Source organism: Pantoea sp. Cy-639 (assembly GCF_011752525.1).
In the GTDB taxonomy this organism is placed as follows: domain Bacteria; phylum Pseudomonadota; class Gammaproteobacteria; order Pseudomonadales; family Pseudomonadaceae; genus Aquipseudomonas.
The window spans coordinates 1-22,338 of the sequence record NZ_VWXI01000014.1 but is presented as its reverse complement, the minus strand read 5'-3'; the positions used below and the strand labels follow the sequence as shown (position 1 = coordinate 22,338).

Here is a 22,338-nt window from a genome sequence, read left to right as displayed (position 1 = left end):
CCTTAGCTGAAGACCCGTTCGCGGCGAGGGCTGTTCGACTGGCGACACCACTGCGCCGACCAATGGTCTAAACCAGGCCGCAGATCCCCTGTCGCGCATTTTTTTCAAACTTTTCCCGCCCCGCACCACTCCCATCCACATGTCATGTTCAAGGATGCGAGGACTGCATGATCGACGCCAAACTCTACGTGATCGACTACGCGCTGCATGGCCAGCCCAAGTCGTTCATCATTCGTGCCGAGCGCATGGACAACGCCGAAGCCTGGCACTGGGCCAGCTGCGATGCCGGTGTCGGCCGTATCGGCCGCTACGGACGCGAGCACGTGCGCAAGATGAGCAAGCCGATGGCCGAGCGTTATGGCATCAGCGAGGTGAGCTGGCGCCAGTCGGGCTGAGATCGGCCAGCGAGGCCCACAGGTGCTGCGCGGCATAGGCACGCCATGGCCGCCAGGCCAGTGAACGTTCGGCCAGTTGCACCTCTGGCCCCTCCAGCAGGCGCAGGGCCTTGACCAGCGCCACATCGCCCAGCGGCAGCGCGTCACCGGCACCGAGCTGGCGCAAGGCCAGGTATTGCGCGCTCCAGGGACCGATGCCCTTGAGCCCGCATAGCCGTGTCAGGGCCTGGGCCAAGGGTTGGCCTGGGCGCAGCAGGTCCGGTTGCTCGAGCAATGCCCGGGCCAGGGTCGACAAGGTCGCCGCCCGGGCGCGGGGCATGCCCAGCCCCTGCAACTCGGCCTCGGCCAGCACTGCAGCCTGGGGAAACACATGCATCAGGGGCGCGGCGTCCAGGCCCAGCGCCTGGCCATGGCGCGCCACCAGGCGGCCTGCCAGGGTCATCGCCCCAGCCACGCTGATCTGTTGGCCGAGCACCGTGCGCATGGCCTGCTCGCAGGCCTCCCAACCCTGTGGCACGCGCAAGCCCGGACGGGCCTGGAGCAAACGTGCCATCAGCGGATCGCGTGCCAGCGCCGCAGCGATCAAGGCCGGCTGGGCATCCAGGTCGAAGACCCGGCGCAACCGTGCGATCAGGCCAGGCAGAGCATGGGCAGGCAGGCCGCGCACACGCACCTGTAGCCAGCTTTCCCGGACTGGCCGGGCCGACAATACGCCGTGATGCCCAGCGAACACCACGCTGCGCCGGTAAGTGCCGTCCACACAGGTTTCGAGACCGGGGATACACCGTGCGGCGAGAAAGGCCAGGGTCGAGGGCCAATGGCAAGGCGTCTGGCAGCGCAGCCACAACAGCTGTTCGCCGTCAGCGCGCAGGCCGCGGCGCAAGGCGCTCAGGGAAGATAAGCGGGTCATGGCCGGCATCATGCCGGGACAGCGGCGGCAGGTCTACAGGCGCGCCAGTTCCTCCCGGCAGAACTCCACGAACAGCTGCGCCGGCTTGGTCAACTGCACCCGCCGCAGGTGCGCTGCCGCCAGCCCCGACAGTGCCACCGGCTCGGCGATGTCGAGCATCGCCAGGCGCTGGCCATCGTAGGTGTATGGGGAATGAGGCCGGGTGACCAGCAGCGAGAAGCCGAAGCCCTGGCCAACCATGCCACGCACCATCTCGATCGACGGCGAGCTGAAGACGATGTTCGGGGTCAGCCCCAGTTCGTTGAACAGGCTGACGAAATAGGTACGGCTCGGCGCCACGTCGAGCAGGATCATTGGCTCCGGGCACAGGTCGCGCAGCGACACCTGGGCCTGACCGGCGAAGCGGTGTTTCTCCGGCAGCAACACGTAGGGTTTCTGCGCCGGCATCAGCGGCTCGGTCTCGATGGTGCCATCCAGGTCATGGTCATACAGGAACGCCAGGTCGAAGGTGCCGGCGGTCAGGCCCTGGATCAGTTCCTGCTGCTCGCCGTCACGCAAGCGGATGTCGACCCCGGGGTAACGCTCGCGAAAGCCGGCGATCAGGCGTGGCAGGTACAGCGGGGCGACAGTCTCGAAGCAACCGATATCGATCTGCCCAGCCACGGTGTCGTTGTCGGCCAGGGCGTTCTGCTCGAACTCGTGGCTCATCTGCAGCAGCGCCTTGGTCTTGGCGTAGAACCGCTTGCCACTAGGGGTCAGCGACACACCCTGGGCATGATGGCGAATGAACAGTTGCACGCCGAAGCTCTCCTCCAGGCTCTTGATCGCCGTGGAGATCGAGGGCTGGGCGATGTACAGCTGGCGCGAAGCCTCGGCGACGCTACCGGCTTCGACGGTGGTGACGAAGTACTTGAGTTGACGCAGGGTGTAGGAAGCCACGGACACCTCGTTGGCGCTGCTTGCGGCGCCTTGCAGTTTTTCCGTCACTTTACCTTGACATGGGAGTACGCGGCGGCTGCTTGAATGAGGATTTGCCTATGGCCTGGGTATATTTTTCCTGTTGTACGCCCCTTATGCAGCATGCCCTTCAGCCATAGGCTGAGGGCATGTATGTCGCCGTTGAAGCGAACGACTAGGCGATCATTAATATTCCCATTCTGGCTGACACTGTTCGAACATATCCAGAATAGTGCCCTCAGGGCAAGTGACGCGAGGAACTTCACAGATCCACCAGCACAACGGAGCGGCCTGAGCCGCGCCTGTAGCGGCCAATAGAGCAATCAGAACAAACTTCTTCATTTATCTTTCCTCGAGTGTATTTCTGTATTTACTGCGACAGGAGATTTGTCCTCCCCCTGCTCGCAGCTCGAAGAACTCTACAAATATATTCAAATGAGTTAACCAGCCAAAAGCCGACCACCCAGAAGGATGTATTCATCAGATGCGTACGAAACCGCCTCCAATGCACGCCCGCGTACCACTGTTCTTACAAGTCGGCCATGAGGCGCCGCATCAGCATGTGCCTAGGCATAGGACTCCTCTTGCCTGACGCCTCCTGCATAACCCGTTCTCGACTCGGGAATAGCTTGATCCCCCCTATCCCCGCGCTCACACCAGCGCTGGAACCCTGCACACAGATACCGCAGCAGAAGCTGCCTGCGAGGCCAAACGAAGATCAGTCAAAATCAAAGTACGGCTGACAATGCCCGACTGGTGTTCGAAACGTATCATCCGGACAGTCCACCGGAGCCACCCCGCCCCAGTGCCCTACTCCCGCGATCTGCCGGGCATCAACCGGTGAGGGCCCGGGCCGGACGAACGGTGAAGTGCGACCGGCTACGATGCCGCCTGCCTCGGCCAATTCATTACCCTCGGTTATCTGGAATGAACTTGCCACCACCAACAACGTGCCCAATGCAATCCTTTTCATACGTGCGTCCTTCATGAGTTGTCTGGATCAGGTAGGTAGCCGAGATCGTCGAAAACGAAGCCCCCCAGCAGAGGAACCGGCCACGCCGATTCCTGTAGGAGCGCCCTGCCTTCTGCCCGTTCAGCCTCTGACTCGAAACGGCCAGTCACCCAACTCACTGTATGCCGCAACTCAATCACGGGCCTGGGCAGAGGTCCGTACGGCACTCGAAAATACGCGTCTGCTGCTGAATGAAAGCGGATGCCCCTGCATTTAGCGGCGCTCCACACCCAGCATCCCACGCTCGACGATGAAGTCGATCACCGCCTGCAACCCCTCGCCCTTTTTCAAATTGCTGAACGTCCACGGTCGCTCCGGCCGCATGCGCCGGGTGTCGCGTTCCATCACCTCGAGCGAGGCGCCGACATAGGGCGCCAGATCGGTCTTGTTGATCACCAGGAAGTCCGACTTGGTGATGCCCGGGCCGCCTTTGCGCGGGATCTTCTCGCCCTCGGCGACATCGATCACATAGATGGTCAGGTCGGCCAGTTCCGGGCTGAAGGTGGCGCTGAGGTTGTCGCCACCGCTCTCGACGAAGATCACCTCCAGGTTGCCGAACTTGCGCGCCAGGGCCTCGACCGCGGCCAGGTTCATCGAGGCGTCCTCGCGGATCGCCGTGTGCGGGCAGCCGCCCGTCTCCACGCCGACAATGCGTTCCGGCTCCAGGGCCCCGGCCTCGGTGAGGATGCGCTGGTCCTCCTTGGTGTAGATGTCGTTGGTCACCACGGCGATCTGGTAGTGATCGCGCATGGCCTTGCACAGCGCCTCGAGCAGGGCGGTCTTGCCGGAGCCAACCGGGCCGCCGACGCCGACACGCAGGGGTTGTTGATAGCTTTGCATCAGGGCAATCCTCAGGAACGGAACAAACGGGTGTATTGGGTTTCGTGACGCATCGAGGCGATCGCCAGCAGCGGCAGGCCACCGCCGATCTGTTCGTCGTCCAGCGCCAGGGCATGATCGAGCACCGCCGGCAGTGCCTCGCCGAGGTCGCGGAGCAGGGTCTGCGCAGCCTGCTGGCCGAACGGCACCAGCTTGACCCCAGCCATCACCGCCCCTTCCAGCCAGGCAAAGCCATGGCCCAGGGCCAGCTGGCGCAGCGGGATCGACCAGTGCGCACCGAGCCAGGCCATGCCACCCAACTGGCTGAGCTCCAGGCTTGCGCGCCAGGCCGGGTGCTGACCCAGTTGCCAGCCATCGAGCAGGCGCGCCAGGGCGCTGCCGCGCTGTTGCTCCTCGAGGCGCAGTTCGGCGGTTTCGCGGTTGGCCAGCAGCCACTGGTTCCAGCGCCCGAAGGCTTCGGCGTCATCGGCCTGGCAGGCGTGGTACAACCGCGCCAGCAGGGGCCAGTCGAGATGGCCGAGGGTGTCGAGCAATTGCTCGCGCTGCCAGGCGGCGAAGCTCTCTGCGTTCGTCACCCAGCCGGCCTCGACTGCCCACTCCAGCCCCTGCGAGTAGGTAAAGCCCCCCACCGGCAAGCCAGGGCTGGCCAGTTGCAACAGGCGCAGCAGCGCCAGGTCGCTGTCCATCAACCGGCCAGGACCAGCGCGGCGCCCGCCAGCAGGCCGCCACCGAAGGCTTTCTGCAGGCCGGTATGCCGACGCAGCAGGCAACCGACGCCGAAGCCCACCGCCAGCAACAGGCCGCTGACCGTGACGAAGCCGGCGCTGAACAGCCAGAACGCGCTGGGCGTGGCCTCCACGCCATGGGCCCAGCCATGGAACAGGGCGAACACCGGCATGATCAGCGACAGCAACAACTGGCGGCTGGGCAGCAGCATGGCGGCGGCGGCCACCAGCAGCGAACCGACGATCATCTGCTCCATGCCCAGTACATCGCCGAACAGATGGCCGCACACCGCGCCACCGAACATTGCCGCCAGGGTCGCCAGCGGTAGGGTCAGGTTGCGCCGGGTCAGCGCCGCCAGCACACCGGTGCCGATCAGCATCAGCAGGTGGTCGAGGCCGGTCAGCGGATGCAGCAGGCCATCCTGCAACGGATTGCCGTCGTGACCGGGGTGGGCGAAAGCCGGCAGGGCCACCAGCAGCAGGACAAGGGCGAAAGTCTTTTTCATGGAACGCTCCAGGGGTCAGGAATGGTTAGGCAAGCGCACGAAAGGATGGCCGTGGCCATGGCTGTGGGGCGCGCTCTGATAGGCGCCGGACTCGGGCTCGAACGGTGCCTGCTCGGCGTCCACGGTCAGGCCCAGGCCACGCAGCATGTCGTCGAGCACATGGTCATGCTGGTAACGCAGCAGGCCAGGTTCGATCTGCAGCGGCACATGGCGGTTGCCCAGGTGATAGGCGGCGCGGGCCAGCAGGTGCGGATCGGCGCAGCGCACCGTGGACACTGCCTCGGGGGCGGCCAGTACCCGGATCACCTGGCCGCCGTCGGCATCGGCGAGCAGTTCACCGCCACGCAGCAAGTGGCCGCGCTCGAGCATCAGCCCGGCTTCGCGACCATCGTCGAGGGTAACGCGCAGGCGGCTCTTGATCCGGCTGTCGACACTCAGGGTGACGCTGCCGGTCACCGTGGCGGCGCCACTGAGCCTTCGGGTAAGTACGATCATGTTCACTCCTTCAAACGAACCAGAACGCGCTGCCTGGATCGGCAGCGCTGGGGCAGGCGATACCTCGCACCTGCACCTTCAGAACAGGAAGTAACGCTGGGCCAGCGGCAGTTCGCTGGCCGGCTCGCATACCAGCAACTCACCGTCGGCGCGCACCTGGTAGGTTTGCGCATCGACTTCGATCAGCGGCTGCAGGCCGTTGTGCAGCATGTCGGCCTTGCGCACCCGGCGACAGCCGTGGGCCACGCCGATCAGGCTGCGCAGCCCCAATTCCTCGGCCAGCCCTCGGTCCATGGCGGCCTGGGGCAGGAACGTCATGCGCGTGGCATGCCGCGCCGCGCCCAGGGCAGCGAACATCGGCCGGTAGTGCACGGGTTGCGGCGTGGGGATCGAGCCGTTGATGTCGCCCATGGGCGCGGTGACGATCATCCCGCCCTTGAGCACCAGCGCCGGCTTGACCGCGAAGAACGCCGGCGACCACAGCACCAGGTCGGCGAGCTTGCCCACCTCCACCGAGCCGACCTCGTGGGCGATGCCATGGGTCAGCGCCGGGTTGATCGTGTACTTGGCGATGTAGCGCTTGACCCGGAAGTTGTCGCTGTAGTCGCTGTCCGGCGCCAATGGCCCGCGGCGCAGCTTCATCTGGTGCGCCACCTGCCAGGTGCGCAGCACCACCTCGCCGACCCGGCCCATGGCCTGGGAGTCGGACGAGGTCATGGCGAAGGCGCCAAGATCATGGAGGATGTCCTCGGCGGCGATGGTCTCGCGGCGGATGCGCGACTCGGCGAAGGCCACGTCCTCGGCGATGCTCGGGTCCAGGTGGTGGCAGACCATGAGCATGTCCAGGTGCTCGTCGACGGTGTTGACCGTGTACGGCAGGGTCGGGTTGGTCGACGACGGCAGCACGTTGGCCTGGCCGGCCGCACGGATGATGTCCGGCGCATGGCCACCACCGGCGCCCTCGGTGTGAAAGGTGTGGATGGTGCGCTCGCCGATGGCGGCCAGGGTGTCCTCGATGCAGCCCGATTCGTTGAGGGTGTCGGTATGGATCGCCACCTGGATGTCCATCTCTTCGGCCACGCCCAGGCAGCAGTCGATGGCTGCCGGGGTCGAGCCCCAGTCCTCGTGCAGCTTCAGGCCCACGGCACCGGCGGCGATCTGCTCGCGCAGCGCCTCGGGCCGCGAGGCGTTGCCCTTGCCGAGCAGGCCGATGTTGATCGGCAGGCAGTCGGCGGCCTGGAGCATGCGCGCCAGGTACCAGGGACCTGGGGTGCAGGTGGTGGCATTGGTACCGGTGGCAGGCCCGGTGCCGCCGCCGATGAAGGTGGTGACACCGCTGGTCAGCGCCTCGTCCACCTGCTGCGGGCAGATGAAGTGGATATGCGAGTCGATGCCGCCGGCGGTGACGATCTTGCCCTCGGCGGCGATCACCTCGGTGCCCGGCCCCACCGGGATCGTCACCCCGGGCTGCACATCAGGGTTGCCGGCCTTGCCGATCGCCACGATGCGTCCGTGACGCACACCGATATCGGCCTTGACGATGCCCCAGTGGTCGATGATCAACGCGTTGGTCAGCACCAGGTCCATGGCCTGGTCGGCGAGCATCTGGCCCTGGCCCATGCCGTCGCGGATCACCTTGCCGCCGCCGAACTTGACTTCCTCGCCATAGATCGTGAAGTCCTTCTCGACCTCCACCCACAGCGCGGTATCGGCCAGGCGCACGCGATCGCCGACGGTGGGGCCGAACATGTCGGCATAGGCCTGGCGGGAAATACGACTCATGCCTGATCCTCCAGCGCGCCCATCACCTTGCCCTGGAAGCCGTACACCTCGCGCTTGCCGGCATAGGCCACCAACTGCACCGTGCGTGCCTGGCCCGGCTCGAAACGCACCGCGGTGCCGGCCGGGATGTCCAGGCGAAAGCCCCGGGTCGGCGCACGCTCGAACACCAGGGCATCGTTGACTTCGTAGAAGTGGTAGTGCGAGCCGACCTGCACCGGGCGATCGCCATGGTTGGCCACGCTGACGCTGCACGTCTGGCGGCCGACGTTGAGTTCGATGTCGCCGGCGGCGACCTGGACTTCTCCGGGAATCATGGGCAGCACCTCAGACGATGGGATCATGCACGGTCACCAGCTTGGTGCCGTCGGGAAACGTGGCTTCGACCTGAACGTCGTGGAGCATCTCAGGCACACCGTCCATGACCTGCTCGCGCCCCAGCACTTCACGCCCCAGGCTCATCAGCTCGGCGACCGTGCGGCCATCGCGGGCGCCTTCGAGCACCGCAGCGCTGATCAGCGCCACCGCCTCCGGGTAGTTGAGCTTCAGGCCACGGGCCAGGCGCCGCTCGGCCAGCAGCGCGGCGGTGAACAGCAGCAGTTTGTCTTTCTCTCTCGGGGTCAGCTCCATGGCGCTCTCTCAGGTGGCCCAGATGCGCGGCGGGCACGGCGCCAGGCCGAGCACGGCCGGACGCAGCAGGTGCCAGAGGCGCTGCAGGGTGTGTTGCAGGTGTTGGTTGTCGTGGTCGAGCAGGCGGATCACCAGCAGTGGACCGAGCAGGGTCGCACCGGCAGGCGTGGCCAGCGGCGCGAGCAGTTGGCGGACCTGCTCCAGCAGTGTCTGGTCGGCCGGCGTGGCGCAGAAGGTCGCCAGCAGCGGGTGGCCGCCGAGCTTGGCCAGTTGCCCGCCCTCGACTCGCAGACGCTCGTGCAGGCCGGGATCGCCAGGCAAGGTCACGCGCAGGCGGCTGTCCAGCGCGCCCTGCGTGAAACGCTCGTTCATCACCGGTCGGCCCAGGCACACGGTTTCCCAGGCCAGCAGGCGGGCACCGGGCTCGAGCTGGAAGCGGCTGTCGAGGCTGGCGCGGGCACCGCTGAAGAAGATGCTGTCCTGGGGCAACCATTCCAGGGTGCTGCCAGTGGCCAAGTGAAAGCGTTGCTCCAGCCGCGCGGTCGGGCCGATGCTGCGATAGAACTTGCTGGCGCCGGGCATGGTCAGCAAGGCATGGCTGCCGGCCTCGAGGTGGACGTCCAGCGCCAGACGGTCGCCGGCGACGATGCCACCTGGAGGATGCAGCACGTACACATGGCACGGCGCACCTTCCGGGTGAAAGGGCCGTTGCACCAAAAGAGGACCGACATGACGCCGCGCACCAAGGCGGGTCACGCCGTCGCGCTGAATGAAGCGCAACTGCAGGTGGGCGCTCCAGCCCGGGTCTGCCTGCGGTGGTTCGATCTGTTGCGCCAACGACATCCTGGAGCCCCTGCAATCCATGGCCTGACGGCCGTCTGGAGGGTCATGCGCCAGCCGCGCTCAGGCGGGCCAGGCTGACCACTCGATCAAATTTCGCTGGCTGGATATAGCAGGTAGCGGGCCAACTGCGCAGGTGAACGAAGATGAAACTTTCGGCCCGGCGGTCATCGTGCATAGGCCCGTGCCAGAGCGGCTGCGGCCTGCAGGTGGATTGACGGTGCCCGCCACCGGGCGCAACTGCGATACAGTGGCACCCTGCCCTTTTGCCAGCCATGGACGCCCCCGATGCAGCTATCCCCCGCCATCCCGATCCTGCGGATCTTCTCGGTCGACAAGGCCCGCGAGTTCTACCTCGACTTCCTCGGTTTCCAGGTCGACTGGGAGCACCGTTTCGCCCCGGACCTGCCGCTGTACCTGCAAATCCACCGCGACGACCTGGTACTGCACCTGTCCGAGCATCACGGCGATGCCACGCCGGGTGCCGCGTTGTTCATCCGCGTCGACGACCTCAAGACCCTGGAGGCCGAGCTGCTGGCCAAGTGTTACGGCTATGCCCGCCCCCAGGCAGAGACAGTGGATTGGGGACTGGAACTGCAGGTGACCGATCCGTTCGGCAACCGCCTGCGCTTCTGCCAGCAGATCGACGGTGACGCCTGATGGCCAGCGACAAGCGTGCGCTGGCGCGCCTGGAGCGAGAAATGGTCGCCTGCCTGACCGAGGCCTGCGCCACGGCCCAGGCCGAGATCGTCGGTTTTGCCTGGCTCACCCACCGCATCGACTTCGACAACTTCCCGGCCAGTCTGCGCATCATCTGGGTGTTCAGCGACGATACCGACAAGGCCCGCGCCCTGGCTGGCGCGGACAAGGCGCGGATGATCGCGCTCAGCGCCCAGGCCCTGGCCGCTGCCGGCATCCGCCTGGACCATGTCGCCTGGCATGTGCGCTTCGACAGCGAAGAAGCCTGCTGGCGTGACCAGGGTGGCGACTGGAACCGGCGCTTGCGCTGAAGCACATGGGCCCCGCGGCCCCATGCGAACGCCGGACAGACGCACCGACCCGAGGTGGTTGTCACGCCAGCCACGCTGCTCTAATCTTGGCCACCTTCCCTTCTCGAGGTATTCGTCCAATGCGCCATTGATGCCGCCGTCACCTCGACGGCCAGTCTTCACCCTTCGGCTTCGCGCCGGGGATGTCGCGGCATGTATGGAGCTTCCCATGACGAATACGTCGATCCTGACGCTGGACAGCGTCACCTTCGCCTTGCCCGATGGCAGGCAGTTGTTTTCCGACCTGAGCCTGGACCTCGACCTGCGCCGCACCGGCCTGGTCGGTCGCAATGGCGTGGGCAAGAGCGTGCTGGCACGGATCCTCGCCGGACACCTGATGCCCAGCGCCGGTCGCTGCCTGCGCCATGGCCGGGTGCATTACCTCGAGCAGCAGACGATCACCGCCAGCGCGACCCTCGCCGAACTGGCCCGGGTCGACCAGGTGATCGCCGCGCTGGCGCGTATCGAAGCCGGCAGTTGCGACCCAGCCGACTTCGACACCGTGGGCGAGCGCTGGGACGTGCGAGAACGCCTGCAAGCCTGGCTCGAACGCCACGGCCTGCCCGCCGTCGATCTCGAACGCCCGGCCGCCAGCCTCAGTGGCGGCCAGGCCATGGCCGTGGCGCTGGCCGGCGCCTGGGCCAGCGACGCCGACTACCTGATCCTCGACGAGCCAAGCAACCACCTCGATAGCACGGCCCGCCGGCAGCTGCTGGACATGCTCGAGCAGTGGCCGCGCGGCGTGCTGGTGATCAGCCACGACCGCGCCTTGCTCGAGCATATGCAACGCATCGTCGAGCTGACACCTCGCGCCCTGCACAGCCACGGCGGCAACTACAGCCTGTACGCCCGACACACGGCCAAGGCGCGCGAAGCTGCCGAGGCGCAACTGGCCCGTCTCAAGCAGCAACGCCGCCAACAGGCCCAGGCGCAGCAACAGCAGCGCGAGAACCTCGAGCGCCACCAGGCCCGGGCCACCCGCCAGGCCCGCAGCGCCAACCAGGCGCCGATCCTGCTCGACCGCCAGCAGCAACGCAGCCAGGCCACCGCCGGCAAGCAACGCCGCGAACAGCAGGTAGCGCAGCGAGCGCTGGATAGCCAGGTACGCGAGGCGGCCCTGCGCCTGGAAACGGACGACCCGGTCATGCTCCATGCCCCCGTTACCCGACGCCCCGCCGGCCACGAAGTACTCTGCCTGGAAGGCCTGCGCTTGCCACATGGCACCCGCCGCCCCCTCGACCTGCGCCTGCGCCAGGGCGAGCGCCTGGGACTGGTGGGAGGCAACGGCAGCGGCAAGTCGACCTTGCTGCAGGTGCTGACCGGGCAACAGCAAGCCAGCTCCGGCACCGTGCGCACGCACGGCGAACTGGCCTTGCTCGACCAGCATTGCAGCCTGCTGCCCGCCGACCTGAGCGTGCTGGCGTTGCTGCGCCAGAGCAACCCGGCCCAGGCCACTGGCGCCCTGCGCACACGCCTGGCACAACTGGGGTTGGACGCGGCGCGGGTCGAGCTGCCTTGCGCCCTGCTCAGCGGCGGCGAACGCCTGAAAGCGGCCCTGGCCGCCCTGCTGTACCGCGAACGAGCAGTGGACCTGTTGCTGCTGGATGAACCGAACAACCACCTCGACCTGCCGTCACTGGCCGCGCTGGAGCAGATGCTCCGGCAATTTCCCGGCGCGTTGCTGGTGGCCTCGCATGACCCGGTGTTCCTCGACCAGTTGCAACTGGAGGGCCATCTGCGCCTGGATTGAAGGCCGCGAACAGCGGCCGGCCAGGCGATGAGCAGGCCCGAGACGGCATTTCGTGACTGGACGTTTCCGATCCGCGGCGGATGGTTTATGGTGGCGGGGTGCGCATATAAAAGCTGCCCGCCGTGTTCGGGCATAAAAGCAATGAGGGTGTCATGAGTAACGAAAGCATTAACTGGGACAAGCTGGGTTTCGACTACATCAAGACCGACAAGCGTTACCTGTCCGTATGGCGTAACGGCGAGTGGGACAAGGGCACCCTGACCGAAGACAACGTGCTGCACATCAGTGAAGGCTCCACTGCCCTGCACTATGGCCAGCAGTGCTTCGAGGGCCTGAAGGCCTATCGCTGCAAGGACGGCTCGATCAACCTGTTCCGTCCCGACCAGAATGCCGCGCGCATGCAGCGCAGCTGCGATCGCCTGCTGATGCCGCGCGTCTCGACCGAACAGTTCATCGAAGCCTGCAAGCAGGTGGTCAAGGCCAACGAAAAGTTCGTCCCGCCACACGGCAAGGGTGCCCTGTACCTGCGTCCGTTCGTGATCGGCACCGGTGACAACATCGGCGTGCGCACCGCTCCTGAGTTCATCTTCTCGGTCTTCGCCATCCCGGTCGGCTCGTACTTCAAGGGCGGCATGACCCCGCACAAGTTCCTGATCTCCGACTTCGACCGTGCCGCGCCGCAAGGCACTGGCGCAGCCAAGGTCGGCGGCAACTATGCTGCCAGCCTGCAGCCAGGCTACGAGGCCAAGAAAGCCGGCTTCGCCGACTGCATCTACCTCGACCCGCTGACCCACAAGAAGATCGAGGAAGTCGGCTCGGCCAACTTCTTCGGCATCACCGCCAACAACGAGTTCGTCACCCCGAAATCGATCTCGGTCCTGCCAGGCATCACGCGCCTGTCGTTGATGGAACTGGCCGCATCGCGCCTGGGCCTGAAGGTCATCGAAGGCGACGTGGAAATCGACAAGCTCGACCGCTTCATCGAAGCCGGTGCCTGCGGTACCGCCGCGGTGATCACCCCGATCGGCGGCATCCAGTACAACGGCAAGCTGCATGTGTTCCACAGCGAAACCGAAGTCGGCCCGGTCACCCAGAAGCTCTATGCCGAACTGACCGGCATCCAGAGCGGTGACGTCGAGGCGCCGGCCGGCTGGATCGTCAAGGTCGCCTGAGGTCCCCACCTGTAGCACTCCCGCAGTGTGCCAGCGATGGCATGCTGCGGGCTTGTCCCGCGCTGGCGCCAGGCGCTGTCGACAAATGTCCGCAAGGACGCTATCGCGGGGCAAGCCCGCGCCCGCGAAGCATGCGCCCACGAAACCGCGCCACGCCGCCGTCAAGAACGTCAGCGCCCTCTCCTATCAAGCCCACGCCCAGGCAATAACCGGTTCGCTTGATCCAGATGAATTTTTCTTAAATCGCCGTTTGTCTATTCTTTGGCACAATCAGGTCTCCATTCGCCGCCCAGGAACCAGCATGCCTCGCGTACTGACCATCGAAGACGACGCCGTCACCGCCCAGGAAATCGTCGCCGAACTGTCCAGCCACGGTCTGGAAGTCGATTGGGCCGACAATGGCCGCGAAGGCCTGGCCAAGGCCATCGCCGGCGGCTATGACCTGATCACCATGGACCGCATGCTGCCCGAGGTCGATGGCCTGACCATCGTCACCACCCTGCGCAGCCTGAAGATCGCCACGCCGATCCTGATGATCAGTGCCCTGTCCGATGTCGACGAACGCGTGCGCGGCCTGCGGGCCGGTGGCGACGACTACCTGACCAAGCCGTTCGCCTCCGACGAGATGGCCGCCCGGGTCGAAGTCCTGCTGCGGCGCAACAGCACGCCGATGACCCAGACCCGCCTGCAGGTCGCCGACCTCGAGCTGGACCTGATCAGCCACGAGGCACGCCGCGGCGAGCAGTCGCTGAACCTGCTGCCCACCGAATACAAGCTGCTGGAATACCTGATGCGCCATTCCGGCCAGGTGATCACCCGCATGATGATCTTCGAGGAAGTCTGGGGCTATCACTTCGACCCCGGCACCAACCTGATCGACGTGCACATCGGTCGCCTGCGCAAGAAGATCGACTCGCCCGGCCAGATGCCGCTGATCCGTACCGTACGGGGCTCCGGCTATGCCATTGCCGAACCCGTCTAAGGGCTGGAGCTCCTCCACCAGCCGCCTGCTGGCACTGTACAGTTTCCTGTTCGTGGCCTGGAGCAGCATCCTCATGGGGGTGCTGTACTTCGAGGTCACCAGCTACCTGAACAAGCTCACCCGCCACTCGATGCTGCAGCGCCAACACCTGTTCGCCCACATGAGCGGCAAACAGCTGGACGACGCCCTGGTAGCCAGCCAGACCTTCGAAGAACGCAGCTTCGACGCCTACGGCCTGTTCGATACCCAACTCAATCCCATCGGCGGACGTGTCCGCGCCATCCCGCCCGAACTGGGGCTGGACGGCAAGGTCCACGAGCTCAAGCGCTGCCTGGACGCCGACGACCCGCACCTGCCACGCGACAGCTGCGACGCGGTGGCGATCAAGGTCCAGGACGGTCGCTGGCTGGTGCTGGTACGTGACAACGGCTCGTTGTTCGTGGTCACCCGGATCATCCTCCATGCCCTGCTCTGGGGCATCTCGCTGACCCTGATTCCAGGTTTTGCCGGCTGGTACCTGCTGCGTCGGCGGCCACTCAAGCGCATCCGCGCGATCCAGGCCCAGGCCGACCTGATCGTCGCCGGCGACCTGACCCACCGCCTGCCGTTGTCGAGCCGGCGCGACGAGCTGGACATGCTGGCAGCCATCGTCAACGCCATGCTCGACCGCATCGAGCGCCTGATGCACGAGGTCAAGGGCGTCTGCGACAACATCGCCCACGACCTGCGTACCCCGCTGACCCGCCTGCGCGCCCAGCTCTACCGCATCCGCCAGCAGAGCGCGGCCGGTTCGGCCGAAGGCGAGGCGCTGGACCAGGCGATCGGCGAGACCGACACGCTGATGGCACGCTTTCGCGGCCTGCTGCGCATCAGTGAGCTGGAAGACCGCCGCCGCCGCGCCGGCTTCGTCCAGCTCGACCCTCATGCCCTGTTGCTGGAGCTGCATGACTTCTACCTGCCGCTGGCCGAAGATGGCGGCATTCGCCTGCACTTGCAGCAACCGGTACAACTGCCGGCGCTGCACGGCGACCGCGAGCTGCTGTTCGAGGCCCTGGCCAACCTGGTGGGCAATGCCATCAAGTTCACCCCCGAGGGCGGCCAGGTGCGGATGCACGCCCAGGTCGACCAGAACGGTGTGCACATCGCAGTGGAGGACAGTGGCCCCGGCATTCCCGAGGACGAGCGCGAGGCCGTGCTCAAGCGCTTCTACCGCAGCGAGGAAGGCCATCGTCACCCCGGTTTCGGTCTGGGATTGTCGATCGTCGCGGCGATCGTCGACCTGCATGGCTATGACCTGGAAGTCGGCGCCAGCGACCTGGGTGGAGCGAAGCTGGTGCTGCACTGCGCGGTGGCCAACGGTAATGCCTAGGTTGTGACAAGCCTTGTCTTAAAACTGTCATGTCGCGGTCATAGAATTGACCACGCTCCGACATTTTTCCTCAAGGATGACCAGCCATGCGTCGTGTCGTGTTCAACCAGAAAGGCGGTGTCGGCAAATCCAGCATCGCCTGCAACCTTGCCGCCGCCAGCGCTGCCGAAGGCTACCGGACCTTGCTGGTGGATCTCGACCCGCAGGCCAACGCCACCTACTACCTCACCGGCCTGACCGACGCCGCGATCCCCGCCGGGATCGCCGACTTCTTCCGCCAGACCCTGGCCCCCGCCCCGGCCACCGGCAAGAAGCACCGCGTCGCCATCACCGAGACGCGCTACGCCAACCTGCACCTGGTCACCGCCAGCCCGGACCTGGCCGAGCTGCAGGGCAAGCTGGAGAGCAAGTTCAAGATCAACAAGCTGCGCAAGCTGCTGGTCGAACTGTCGGCGGACTACGAACGGATCTACATCGACACCCCGCCGGCGCTCAACTTCTACACCTTCAGCGCGCTGGTGGCGGCCGAGCGCCTGCTGATCCCCTACGACTGCGACAGCTTCTCGCGCCAGGCCCTGCACAAGGTGATGGCCGAGGTCGAGGAACTGCGCCAGGACCACAACGCCGCCTTGCAGGTCGAAGGCATCGTGGTCAACCAGTTCGCCAGCCGCACTGCGCTGCACCAGACCCTGGTCGAGCAGTTGCGCGAAGAAGGGCTGCCGGTACTGCCGGTGTACCTGAGCAGCTCGATCAGGATGCGCGAATCCCACGAGGCCGCGGTGCCACTGGTGCACCTGGCGCCACGACACCGCCTGGCACAGGAGTTCGTCGAACTGCTCGACGTGCTCGAACTCGCGGCTTGAGCGCGGGCTTGCCGCCCCGCGAGCCGCTCCCTGCGACAATCCACCACACCATCGCGCACCCCGGCCCATCCATCCGGATGGTAGATTCGCGCCCATGAAAACCACCCGTCGGACACGCACGTTGACCGCCTGGGCGCTGTATGCCAGCGTCCTGTTCAGCCTGTTGCTGTGCGGCCTGCACCACGGCCAGATGAGCGGCCTGCGCCTGTCCGGCCTGGAGGGCGGTTTCTGCGCCAGCGACAGCGGCCACGGCGCTGCCATCGACCTCGACGGCAGTGCTGGCGACCAGCACATGGCCCAGCTCGACTGCCCGGTGTGTTCCTCGTTCGCCATGGCCGTACCGCTGTCCAGCAGTGTCTGGTCATTTGCCCGCGCCCAAGGCCAGGCGCCCGCACCAATCGTCGTGCGCAGCTGGGCCCAGCCACCGCCGCGCTACCTGCGCCACGCCATCAACCCCCGCGCCTCTCCGCCCGCCTTCCCCGCAGCAACGCCCCTCGCCTGACCTGGCGGATGCCCGCGTGCGTCCAGGGTCAGCCTTGGCCATGACCTTTGCGTGGAAACCTACAACATGATCCGCAACACCTCCCTGGTGCTCGTGATGAGCGCCACCTGCAGCTGTGCCTGGGCGCAGAACGCCCCGCTGGAACTGTCCGCCACCACCGTCGATGCCGACCGCGAAGCGCCCTCCGGCGTGCAACTGGACGAGCCGATCCGCACCGGCTCGCGCCTGGGCCTCACGGCCCGCGAGACACCCGCCTCGGTGAGCGTCTCCGACCGTCGGGTGATCGAGGCGCGCGACGCCAAGGACACCCAGGACGTGATCAACGCCATGACCGGCGTCAACGCCTCGGCCAACCCTGGCTATGGCGGCTTCGTCACCTACCGCGGCTTCACCCAGAACCAGGTCACCCAGCTCTACAACGGCATCAACCTCGGCTACAGCAGCGCCACCCGGCCGGTCGACGCCTGGGTCATCGACCGCGTCGAACTGCTGGGCGGACCGTCGTCGTTCCTGCACGGCGCCGGAGCCGTCGGCGGCTCGATCAACTACATCAGCAAGCTGGCCAACCGCGACGCGCAGACTCTCGACGGGCGCATCCGCTACGGCAGCTACGACGATGCCGAGTACGCCTTCGGCATCAACCAGGCACTGGCCGCCAATCCCGCCGATGCCCGCCACTTCGCCCGCCTGGACTTCAGTCACAGCCAGGGCAATGGCTACATCGACCGCAACCAGCGACGCACCGACAGCCTGGCGTTCTCCCTGCTCAGCGACCTGACCCCGGACCTGACCCACACCCTCGCCGTGGAATACCAGGAAGACAAGGAAGACAGCCCCTACTGGGGTTCGCCGATCCTGCCCGGGCGCAGCACCATGAAGATCGACAAAAGCCGGCGCTTCGAGAACTACAACGTCGCCGATGGCCGCTACGAGCAACGGGTACGCTGGTTGCGCTCGATGCTCGACTACCAGGCCAGCGACAGCACCAGCCTGCATAACACCCTCTACCACTACGCCGCCGAGCGGGACTACCGCAACGTCGAGAACTACCGCTACAACAGCGCCGGCAACGTGCTGCGCAGCAGCCCCTATCTGCAGCGCCACGAGCAGCGGGTGATCGGCGATCGCCTGGAACTGCGCCACGACAACCACTTGTTCGGCCTGGCCAGCCAGTGGGCGCTGGGCGCCGACTGGTCGCGCATGCGCCAGACCCTCTATCCCACCGCCAACGGCAGCTGGAGCAGTACCGTCGACCCCGATCACTTCGATCCCGGCAGCTTCGACGACATCCCGGTGGTCAACGCCGGCCTGACCAAGCAGCGCCATCACGAAATCACCAACCGCGCGCTGTTTGCCGAGAACCGCCTGGAACTCACCGATCGCCTGGCCCTGCTCACGGCCCTGCGCTACGACTACCTGGACATGGAGGTGACCAACTATGGCGCCGTGAGCCCGACCTCACCGGCCTTCTTCGAGCGGCGCTGGGAGCCGCTGTCCGGCCGCGTCGGCCTGACCTACGCGCTGACCCCGTCGGCCAGCCTGTACCTGCAGTACAGCACTGCCGCCGACCTGCCCGCCGGCTCGCTGGCCTCGGCGACCTACTCCAACGTCGGCCTGTTCGACCTGTCCAAGGGCGAGCAATGGGAGGCCGGCAGCAAGTTCGACTTCCTCGACGGTCGCGGCGCGGCGACGGTCGCGGTGTACCAAATCGTGCGCAAGGACTTTGCCGTGCGCGACTCCAGCAACCCCAACCTGACCGTCCAGGCCGGCCAGCAGACCTCCCGCGGCATCGAGCTGTCCGCACGCCTGCAAGTCACGCCGAAGTTGCTGGCCGAGGCCAACTACGCCTATGTCGACGCGCAGTACGACCGCTTCAACGAAGCGGTCAACGGCGTATCGGTGTCGCGCAAGGGCAACGCGCCGGTCAACGTGCCGGCCAACGTCGGCAACCTGTGGCTGACCTACAGTTTCACTCCCGACTGGTCGGCCGGTGTCGATGCGCGCTACGTCGACTCGGTGTACGCCGACAACGCCAACACTCTCAAGGCCCCCGCCTACACCCTGTTCGGCGCCTTCGCCCGCTACCGCCTGGATGAGCACACCACCCTCACCGGGCGGGTGCGCAACCTCACTGACGAGGTGTACGCCAAGCAGGCCTACGGCACCCAGTACTACATGGGCGCGCCGCGCACCTTCGAACTGGCCATGGACCTGCGTTTCTGAGCAGCGGCGGGCCGGGATTCAAGCCCGGTCCCGCAGCAGCCGCCCGAGGGCCTGGGCCAGTTCTTCCTGGCGGAACGGCTTGCGCAGCACCTCGAAGCCGTGCAGCTCGCGCGGCGTCAGGTTGGCATAGCCGGTGATGACCAGCACCGGCAGGCCGGCCAGGCGCTCGCGCACGCGCTGGGCCAGGCGCACACCGGTCATGCCAGCCATGACGTGGTCGGTCAGCAGCGCATCGGGGGCAAGGCCCTGGTCGAGCAGCGCCAGGGCCTGCCCAGGGCCATCGGCCTCGAACACGTCATAGCCCAGCTCGCGCAATTGCAGCACAGTCGCCTGACGCACCAGTGCTTCGTCGTCCACCAGCAGCACCCGGGTCGCCCGTTGCGCCCTGGGCACCTCGCGCGGGGTATCGGCCAGCGTCGCCCCTGCGTCGCCCTCAGGCAGCCACAGGGTCGCCTCGGTCCCGACGCCAAGCCGTGAGCCGATGACGAAGCCACCCCCCGATTGCAGCGCCAGCCCCTGCACCATCGACAACCCCAGCCCGGCTCCGGTGCCCACGCCCTTGGTCGAATAGAACGGTTCGACACAGTGCTCCAGCACCTCGTCGCTCATGCCGCAGCCACTGTCGGCCACCCGCAGCCACAGCAGCGCTCCCGGCGCCAGGCCCACGGGCCGCTGCGGGCCCTCGCCGTCACGGCCGGCGCTGATGCTCAGACGGCCGTTCTCGGGCATGGCGTCGCGGGCATTGACCACCAGGTTGAGCAAGGCCAACTGCAACTGGTTGGGGTCCACCATCACCCTCGGCAACGCCGGGTCGATATGGACTTCGAGGGCAATGGTCGGGCTCAGCGAGCGGGCGATCAGCTCGTGCATCTCGTCCACCAGCAGCGCCAGCGAAACCAGCCGCGGCTTGAGCGTCTGGCGCCGGGCGAAACTGAGCAGGCGGCCGACCAGGTCGCGGGTGCGTTCGGCGGCCTGCAGGCCGCCGTCGATCAGGCGCTCGGCGCGGGCCGGCTCGGGATGGCGGCGCAGCAGCTCCAGCGCGGCGATGATGGGCGTGAGCATGTTGTTGATGTCATGGGCGATGCCACCGGTGAGCTGGCCGACCAGTTCCATCTTGTGCGCCTCGTGCAGTTGCAGCAGGCTCGCCTCGCGCTGGGCGAGCATGCCGGCCACACGCTCCTCGAGGCTTTCATTGAGCATGTGCAAGGCATGTTCGGCGCGGGCATGGGCGATGGCCGCCCAGACCTGGCTGGCGGTCTCCTCCACCAGCAGGCATTCGTCCTCGAGAAACAGATGCGGGGCGTGGTAGTGCACGGCCAGTGTCGCCTCCAGGCGCTCGGCACGCAGCACCGGCACATGCAGCGTGGCGCACAGTTCCGGTGCCTGGGCCACATAGCTGCGTTGCACCCGCTGGCCGTCCAGCAACGCCGGATGCAGGGCCGGATCGTAGTGGGCGTACTGGTGCACACCCAGCATCGAGGGCACGCCATCGGCCCACTCGTGGGCAACGCTGAAGCCCTGGCTGTCGCCCAGGTCTTCGGCGAAGCACACCCGCGCCGCGCCCAGCTCCTCGCCCAGCCGGCGCGTGGCGTGCCGCTCTATTCCTTCGGCACCCTCCAGGCCGGGCAAGGCCTGACGCAGCTCCAGCAGGAACGCCTGGCGCCGCTGGTAGCGCACCCGATCGGTGGTATCGGTGACGATGCACAGCACCCCGCCCACGGCGCCATCGGCTTCGCGCACGGCGGAGTAGGACACGTCGAAAAAAGCGGTTTCGCCCAGGCCCTGGCGCTCGATGTAGAACGGCCGGTCACGGGCCGAGAAGGTCTGCCCGGTCTCGCGCACGCCACGCAACAAGGGCTCGAGGTCGGCCCACAGCTCGCTCCAGTTCTCCTGCCCGGGGCGCCCCAGCGCGCGGGGGTGCTTGTTGCCGATGCTCGGGCAGTAGGCATCGTTGTACAGGGCGACGTACTGCGGTCCCCAGAACAGCACGATCTGGGCCTGGGCCGGCAGCAAGGTGGTCATGGCCGTCTTCAGGCCAGCCGACCAGCCGTCCGGCTGGCCCAGTGGCGAGCTGTCCCAGTCCATGGCCTGCAACAGGCGGCTGACCGCGCCGCCATTGAGCAGGAAGGCCGGTGTCGATACGCGGTTGTGCTTGTCAGTGCCCCGGACTGATTTCATGGTGTGTGGTCCGTCTGTTTTGCCAGGCCGATTGCGCTCCATCACAGGATATGAAATCGGCCAGCGCCAGACGTTCCACTGGATTCGAACTGCGTTTCAGCGCCGCCCTTCGGCCAGCATGCGCAGGGCCAGGCCGGCCAGCACGGTGCCCATCAGCCAGCGCTGAGCCTGCTGCCACAAGGGGCGCCCGGCGAGGAAAACGGCGATGGATCCCGCCATCAGGGCAATCAACGCATTGACCGTGACGCTGATGGCGATCTGCGTGCTGCCCAGCGCCAGGGACTGGGCCAGCACGCTGTGGCCGGGCACGATGAACTGCGGCATCAGCGACAGGTACATGACGGCGATCTTGGGGTTGAGCAGGTTGGTCAGCAGGCCCATCATGAACAGCCGGCGCGGGCTGTCGGGCGGCAGCTCACGGACCTGGAACGGCGAGCGGCCACCGGGGCGCAGGGCCTGCCAGGCGAGGTACAGCAGGTACAAGGCCCCGCCGATACGCAGGGCATCGTAGGCGTAAGGCACGGCCATCACCAGCGCGGTGATGCCCAGTGCGGCGCAGAGCATGTAGAAGACGAAGCCCAGGGCCACCCCGCCCAGGGAAATCAGCCCGGCCACCCGGCCCTGGCAGATCGAGCGGGAAACCAGATAGATCATGTTCGGGCCAGGGGTCAGGACCATGCCCAGGGAGATCAGGGCGAAGGCCAGGAGGTTCGAGGGTTCGGGCATGACTCAGGTCTCAGCACAAGAAGAATCAGAGTCTAGCCGGACCCTGGCACTGGTGTGCAACCCATCGCTGGCTTCGCCAGCTCCCACAGACGCTTGTAGCCTCCCACAGGTGCTTGTGGGAGCTGGCGAAGCCAGCGATCGAGCGCAAAGCGCTCGCATGCTCGAGGTGGGTTCGACAAAAAGGCTCACACATTCGCCCTCTCCTGCGCACGCCAACCTTCTACCCTCTGCATTCACATTTCCGAGGAAGACGACGTGGACTTCCCCTCCTCTCATCGCTTGCGCCGGGGCCGTTTCTCCATATCGGAGCTTGTAGCCTCCCACAGGTGCTTGTGGGAGCTGGCGAAGCCAGCGATCGAGCGCAAAGCGCTCGCATGCTCGAGGTGGGTTCGACAAAAAGGCTCACACATTCGCCCTCTCCTGCGCACGCCAACC

The 22,338-nt window shown here is 66.3% G+C and carries 22 protein-coding genes; 10 read left to right on the top strand and 12 right to left on the bottom strand.

The window, feature by feature from the left end; all coding sequences use genetic code 11:
* Positions 1 to 167: 167 nt before the first annotated feature.
* Positions 168 to 395 (top strand): DUF6555 family protein, encoded by a 228-nt coding sequence (locus tag F3J43_RS17195; RefSeq protein ID WP_166889127.1) that lies wholly within the window; start codon positions 168 to 170, stop codon positions 393 to 395.
* Here the strand turns inward: F3J43_RS17195 and F3J43_RS17190 are convergent.
* From F3J43_RS17190 to F3J43_RS17145, 10 genes are all read right to left on the bottom strand, one after another.
* A complete protein-coding gene (locus F3J43_RS17190) occupies positions 364 to 1,305 on the bottom strand; it encodes a DNA-3-methyladenine glycosylase family protein (protein WP_166889124.1) in 942 nt (313 codons plus the stop codon). The genes F3J43_RS17195 and F3J43_RS17190 overlap by 32 nt on opposite strands.
* A 33-nt stretch (positions 1,306 to 1,338) precedes the next feature.
* Positions 1,339 to 2,244 (bottom strand): LysR family transcriptional regulator, encoded by a 906-nt coding sequence (locus F3J43_RS17185; protein WP_166889121.1) that lies wholly within the window; start codon positions 2,242 to 2,244, stop codon positions 1,339 to 1,341.
* A gap of 1,243 nt (positions 2,245 to 3,487) precedes the next feature.
* Complete coding sequence (gene ureG / locus F3J43_RS17180; protein WP_166889118.1) at positions 3,488 to 4,114, bottom strand: urease accessory protein UreG; 627 nt, start codon at positions 4,112 to 4,114, stop codon at positions 3,488 to 3,490.
* Between the two features lie 11 nt (positions 4,115 to 4,125).
* A complete protein-coding gene (locus F3J43_RS17175; RefSeq protein ID WP_166889115.1) occupies positions 4,126 to 4,800 on the bottom strand; it encodes an urease accessory protein UreF in 675 nt (224 codons plus the stop codon).
* Positions 4,800 to 5,345: a HupE/UreJ family protein gene (locus F3J43_RS17170; RefSeq protein WP_166889112.1), complete on the bottom strand. Its 546-nt coding sequence runs from the start codon at positions 5,343 to 5,345 to the stop codon at positions 4,800 to 4,802. Before F3J43_RS17170 ends, F3J43_RS17175 begins: the two co-directional genes overlap by 1 nt.
* A gap of 15 nt (positions 5,346 to 5,360) precedes the next feature.
* Entirely contained in the window at positions 5,361 to 5,840 is a 480-nt protein-coding gene (ureE, locus tag F3J43_RS17165) for an urease accessory protein UreE (protein ID WP_166889109.1), read from the bottom strand.
* Positions 5,841 to 5,918: 78 nt separating this feature from the next.
* A complete protein-coding gene (gene ureC, locus F3J43_RS17160; RefSeq protein WP_166889105.1) occupies positions 5,919 to 7,622 on the bottom strand; it encodes an urease subunit alpha in 1,704 nt (567 codons plus the stop codon).
* The gene (locus F3J43_RS17155; RefSeq protein WP_166889513.1) at positions 7,619 to 7,936 is read right to left on the bottom strand and encodes an urease subunit beta; all 318 of its coding nucleotides are present in this window, start codon (positions 7,934 to 7,936) and stop codon (positions 7,619 to 7,621) included. Before F3J43_RS17155 ends, ureC begins: the two co-directional genes overlap by 4 nt.
* A 10-nt stretch (positions 7,937 to 7,946) precedes the next feature.
* Positions 7,947 to 8,249, bottom strand: coding sequence for an urease subunit gamma (locus tag F3J43_RS17150; protein ID WP_166889100.1), 303 nt, complete (start codon positions 8,247 to 8,249; stop codon positions 7,947 to 7,949).
* A 9-nt stretch (positions 8,250 to 8,258) separates the two neighbouring features.
* A complete protein-coding gene (locus F3J43_RS17145; RefSeq protein WP_166889097.1) occupies positions 8,259 to 9,092 on the bottom strand; it encodes an urease accessory protein UreD in 834 nt (277 codons plus the stop codon).
* Positions 9,093 to 9,377: 285 nt separating this feature from the next.
* Between F3J43_RS17145 and F3J43_RS17140 the strand changes: the two genes are divergently transcribed.
* The 9 genes from F3J43_RS17140 to F3J43_RS17100 all read left to right on the top strand — a co-directional run bounded on the left by F3J43_RS17140 (position 9,378) and on the right by F3J43_RS17100 (position 18,999).
* A complete protein-coding gene (locus tag F3J43_RS17140) occupies positions 9,378 to 9,749 on the top strand; it encodes a glyoxalase superfamily protein (protein ID WP_166889094.1) in 372 nt (123 codons plus the stop codon).
* Entirely contained in the window at positions 9,749 to 10,099 is a 351-nt protein-coding gene (locus F3J43_RS17135) for a hypothetical protein (protein ID WP_205297932.1), read from the top strand. Before F3J43_RS17140 ends, F3J43_RS17135 begins: the two co-directional genes overlap by 1 nt.
* Before the next feature lie 208 nt (positions 10,100 to 10,307).
* Positions 10,308 to 11,888, top strand: a complete 1,581-nt coding sequence (locus F3J43_RS17130; RefSeq protein ID WP_166889091.1) for an ATP-binding cassette domain-containing protein — start codon at positions 10,308 to 10,310, stop codon at positions 11,886 to 11,888.
* 122 nt (positions 11,889 to 12,010) lie between these two features.
* Positions 12,011 to 13,060, top strand: coding sequence for a branched-chain amino acid aminotransferase (locus F3J43_RS17125; protein ID WP_353618241.1), 1,050 nt, complete (start codon positions 12,011 to 12,013; stop codon positions 13,058 to 13,060).
* Positions 13,061 to 13,361: 301 nt separating this feature from the next.
* The gene (locus F3J43_RS17120; RefSeq protein ID WP_166889085.1) at positions 13,362 to 14,042 is read left to right on the top strand and encodes a response regulator transcription factor; all 681 of its coding nucleotides are present in this window, start codon (positions 13,362 to 13,364) and stop codon (positions 14,040 to 14,042) included.
* Entirely contained in the window at positions 14,020 to 15,411 is a 1,392-nt protein-coding gene (locus F3J43_RS17115; protein ID WP_166889082.1) for a sensor histidine kinase, read from the top strand. Before F3J43_RS17120 ends, F3J43_RS17115 begins: the two co-directional genes overlap by 23 nt.
* Before the next feature lie 86 nt (positions 15,412 to 15,497).
* Positions 15,498 to 16,274 (top strand): ParA family protein, encoded by a 777-nt coding sequence (locus F3J43_RS17110; RefSeq protein ID WP_166889079.1) that lies wholly within the window; start codon positions 15,498 to 15,500, stop codon positions 16,272 to 16,274.
* Between the two features lie 94 nt (positions 16,275 to 16,368).
* Positions 16,369 to 16,776 (top strand): DUF2946 family protein, encoded by a 408-nt coding sequence (locus tag F3J43_RS17105; RefSeq protein WP_166889076.1) that lies wholly within the window; start codon positions 16,369 to 16,371, stop codon positions 16,774 to 16,776.
* 51 nt (positions 16,777 to 16,827) lie between these two features.
* Positions 16,828 to 18,999 (top strand): TonB-dependent receptor, encoded by a 2,172-nt coding sequence (locus F3J43_RS17100; protein WP_205297931.1) that lies wholly within the window; start codon positions 16,828 to 16,830, stop codon positions 18,997 to 18,999.
* An 18-nt stretch (positions 19,000 to 19,017) separates the two neighbouring features.
* Here the strand turns inward: F3J43_RS17100 and F3J43_RS17095 are convergent, their stop codons facing one another.
* Entirely contained in the window at positions 19,018 to 21,177 is a 2,160-nt protein-coding gene (locus F3J43_RS17095; RefSeq protein WP_166889075.1) for an ATP-binding protein, read from the bottom strand.
* A 96-nt stretch (positions 21,178 to 21,273) separates the two neighbouring features.
* Positions 21,274 to 21,903 (bottom strand): LysE family translocator, encoded by a 630-nt coding sequence (locus F3J43_RS17090; RefSeq protein WP_166889071.1) that lies wholly within the window; start codon positions 21,901 to 21,903, stop codon positions 21,274 to 21,276.
* Between the last annotated feature and the right edge of the window lie 435 nt (positions 21,904 to 22,338).

Bases quoted from the DNA above. Each gene is read 5' to 3' on its own strand.
- F3J43_RS17195 (WP_166889127.1), top strand. From the start codon at position 168: ATGATCGACGCCAAACTCTACGTGATCGACTACGCGCTGCATGGCCAG.
- F3J43_RS17190 (WP_166889124.1), bottom strand. From the start codon at position 1,305: ATGACCCGCTTATCTTCCCTGAGCGCCTTGCGCCGCGGCCTGCGCGCT.
- F3J43_RS17140 (WP_166889094.1), top strand. From the start codon at position 9,378: ATGCAGCTATCCCCCGCCATCCCGATCCTGCGGATCTTCTCGGTCGAC.
- F3J43_RS17150 (WP_166889100.1), bottom strand. From the start codon at position 8,249: ATGGAGCTGACCCCGAGAGAGAAAGACAAACTGCTGCTGTTCACCGCC.
- F3J43_RS17145 (WP_166889097.1), bottom strand. From the start codon at position 9,092: ATGTCGTTGGCGCAACAGATCGAACCACCGCAGGCAGACCCGGGCTGG.
- ureC (WP_166889105.1), bottom strand. From the start codon at position 7,622: ATGAGTCGTATTTCCCGCCAGGCCTATGCCGACATGTTCGGCCCCACC.
- F3J43_RS17090 (WP_166889071.1), bottom strand. From the start codon at position 21,903: ATGCCCGAACCCTCGAACCTCCTGGCCTTCGCCCTGATCTCCCTGGGC.
- F3J43_RS17175 (WP_166889115.1), bottom strand. From the start codon at position 4,800: ATGGACAGCGACCTGGCGCTGCTGCGCCTGTTGCAACTGGCCAGCCCT.
- F3J43_RS17130 (WP_166889091.1), top strand. From the start codon at position 10,308: ATGACGAATACGTCGATCCTGACGCTGGACAGCGTCACCTTCGCCTTG.
- F3J43_RS17095 (WP_166889075.1), bottom strand. From the start codon at position 21,177: ATGAAATCAGTCCGGGGCACTGACAAGCACAACCGCGTATCGACACCG.
- F3J43_RS17115 (WP_166889082.1), top strand. From the start codon at position 14,020: ATGCCATTGCCGAACCCGTCTAAGGGCTGGAGCTCCTCCACCAGCCGC.
- F3J43_RS17105 (WP_166889076.1), top strand. From the start codon at position 16,369: ATGAAAACCACCCGTCGGACACGCACGTTGACCGCCTGGGCGCTGTAT.
- F3J43_RS17135 (WP_205297932.1), top strand. From the start codon at position 9,749: ATGGCCAGCGACAAGCGTGCGCTGGCGCGCCTGGAGCGAGAAATGGTC.
- F3J43_RS17155 (WP_166889513.1), bottom strand. From the start codon at position 7,936: ATGATTCCCGGAGAAGTCCAGGTCGCCGCCGGCGACATCGAACTCAAC.
- F3J43_RS17120 (WP_166889085.1), top strand. From the start codon at position 13,362: ATGCCTCGCGTACTGACCATCGAAGACGACGCCGTCACCGCCCAGGAA.
- F3J43_RS17110 (WP_166889079.1), top strand. From the start codon at position 15,498: ATGCGTCGTGTCGTGTTCAACCAGAAAGGCGGTGTCGGCAAATCCAGC.
- ureG (WP_166889118.1), bottom strand. From the start codon at position 4,114: ATGCAAAGCTATCAACAACCCCTGCGTGTCGGCGTCGGCGGCCCGGTT.
- ureE (WP_166889109.1), bottom strand. From the start codon at position 5,840: ATGATCGTACTTACCCGAAGGCTCAGTGGCGCCGCCACGGTGACCGGC.
- F3J43_RS17170 (WP_166889112.1), bottom strand. From the start codon at position 5,345: ATGAAAAAGACTTTCGCCCTTGTCCTGCTGCTGGTGGCCCTGCCGGCT.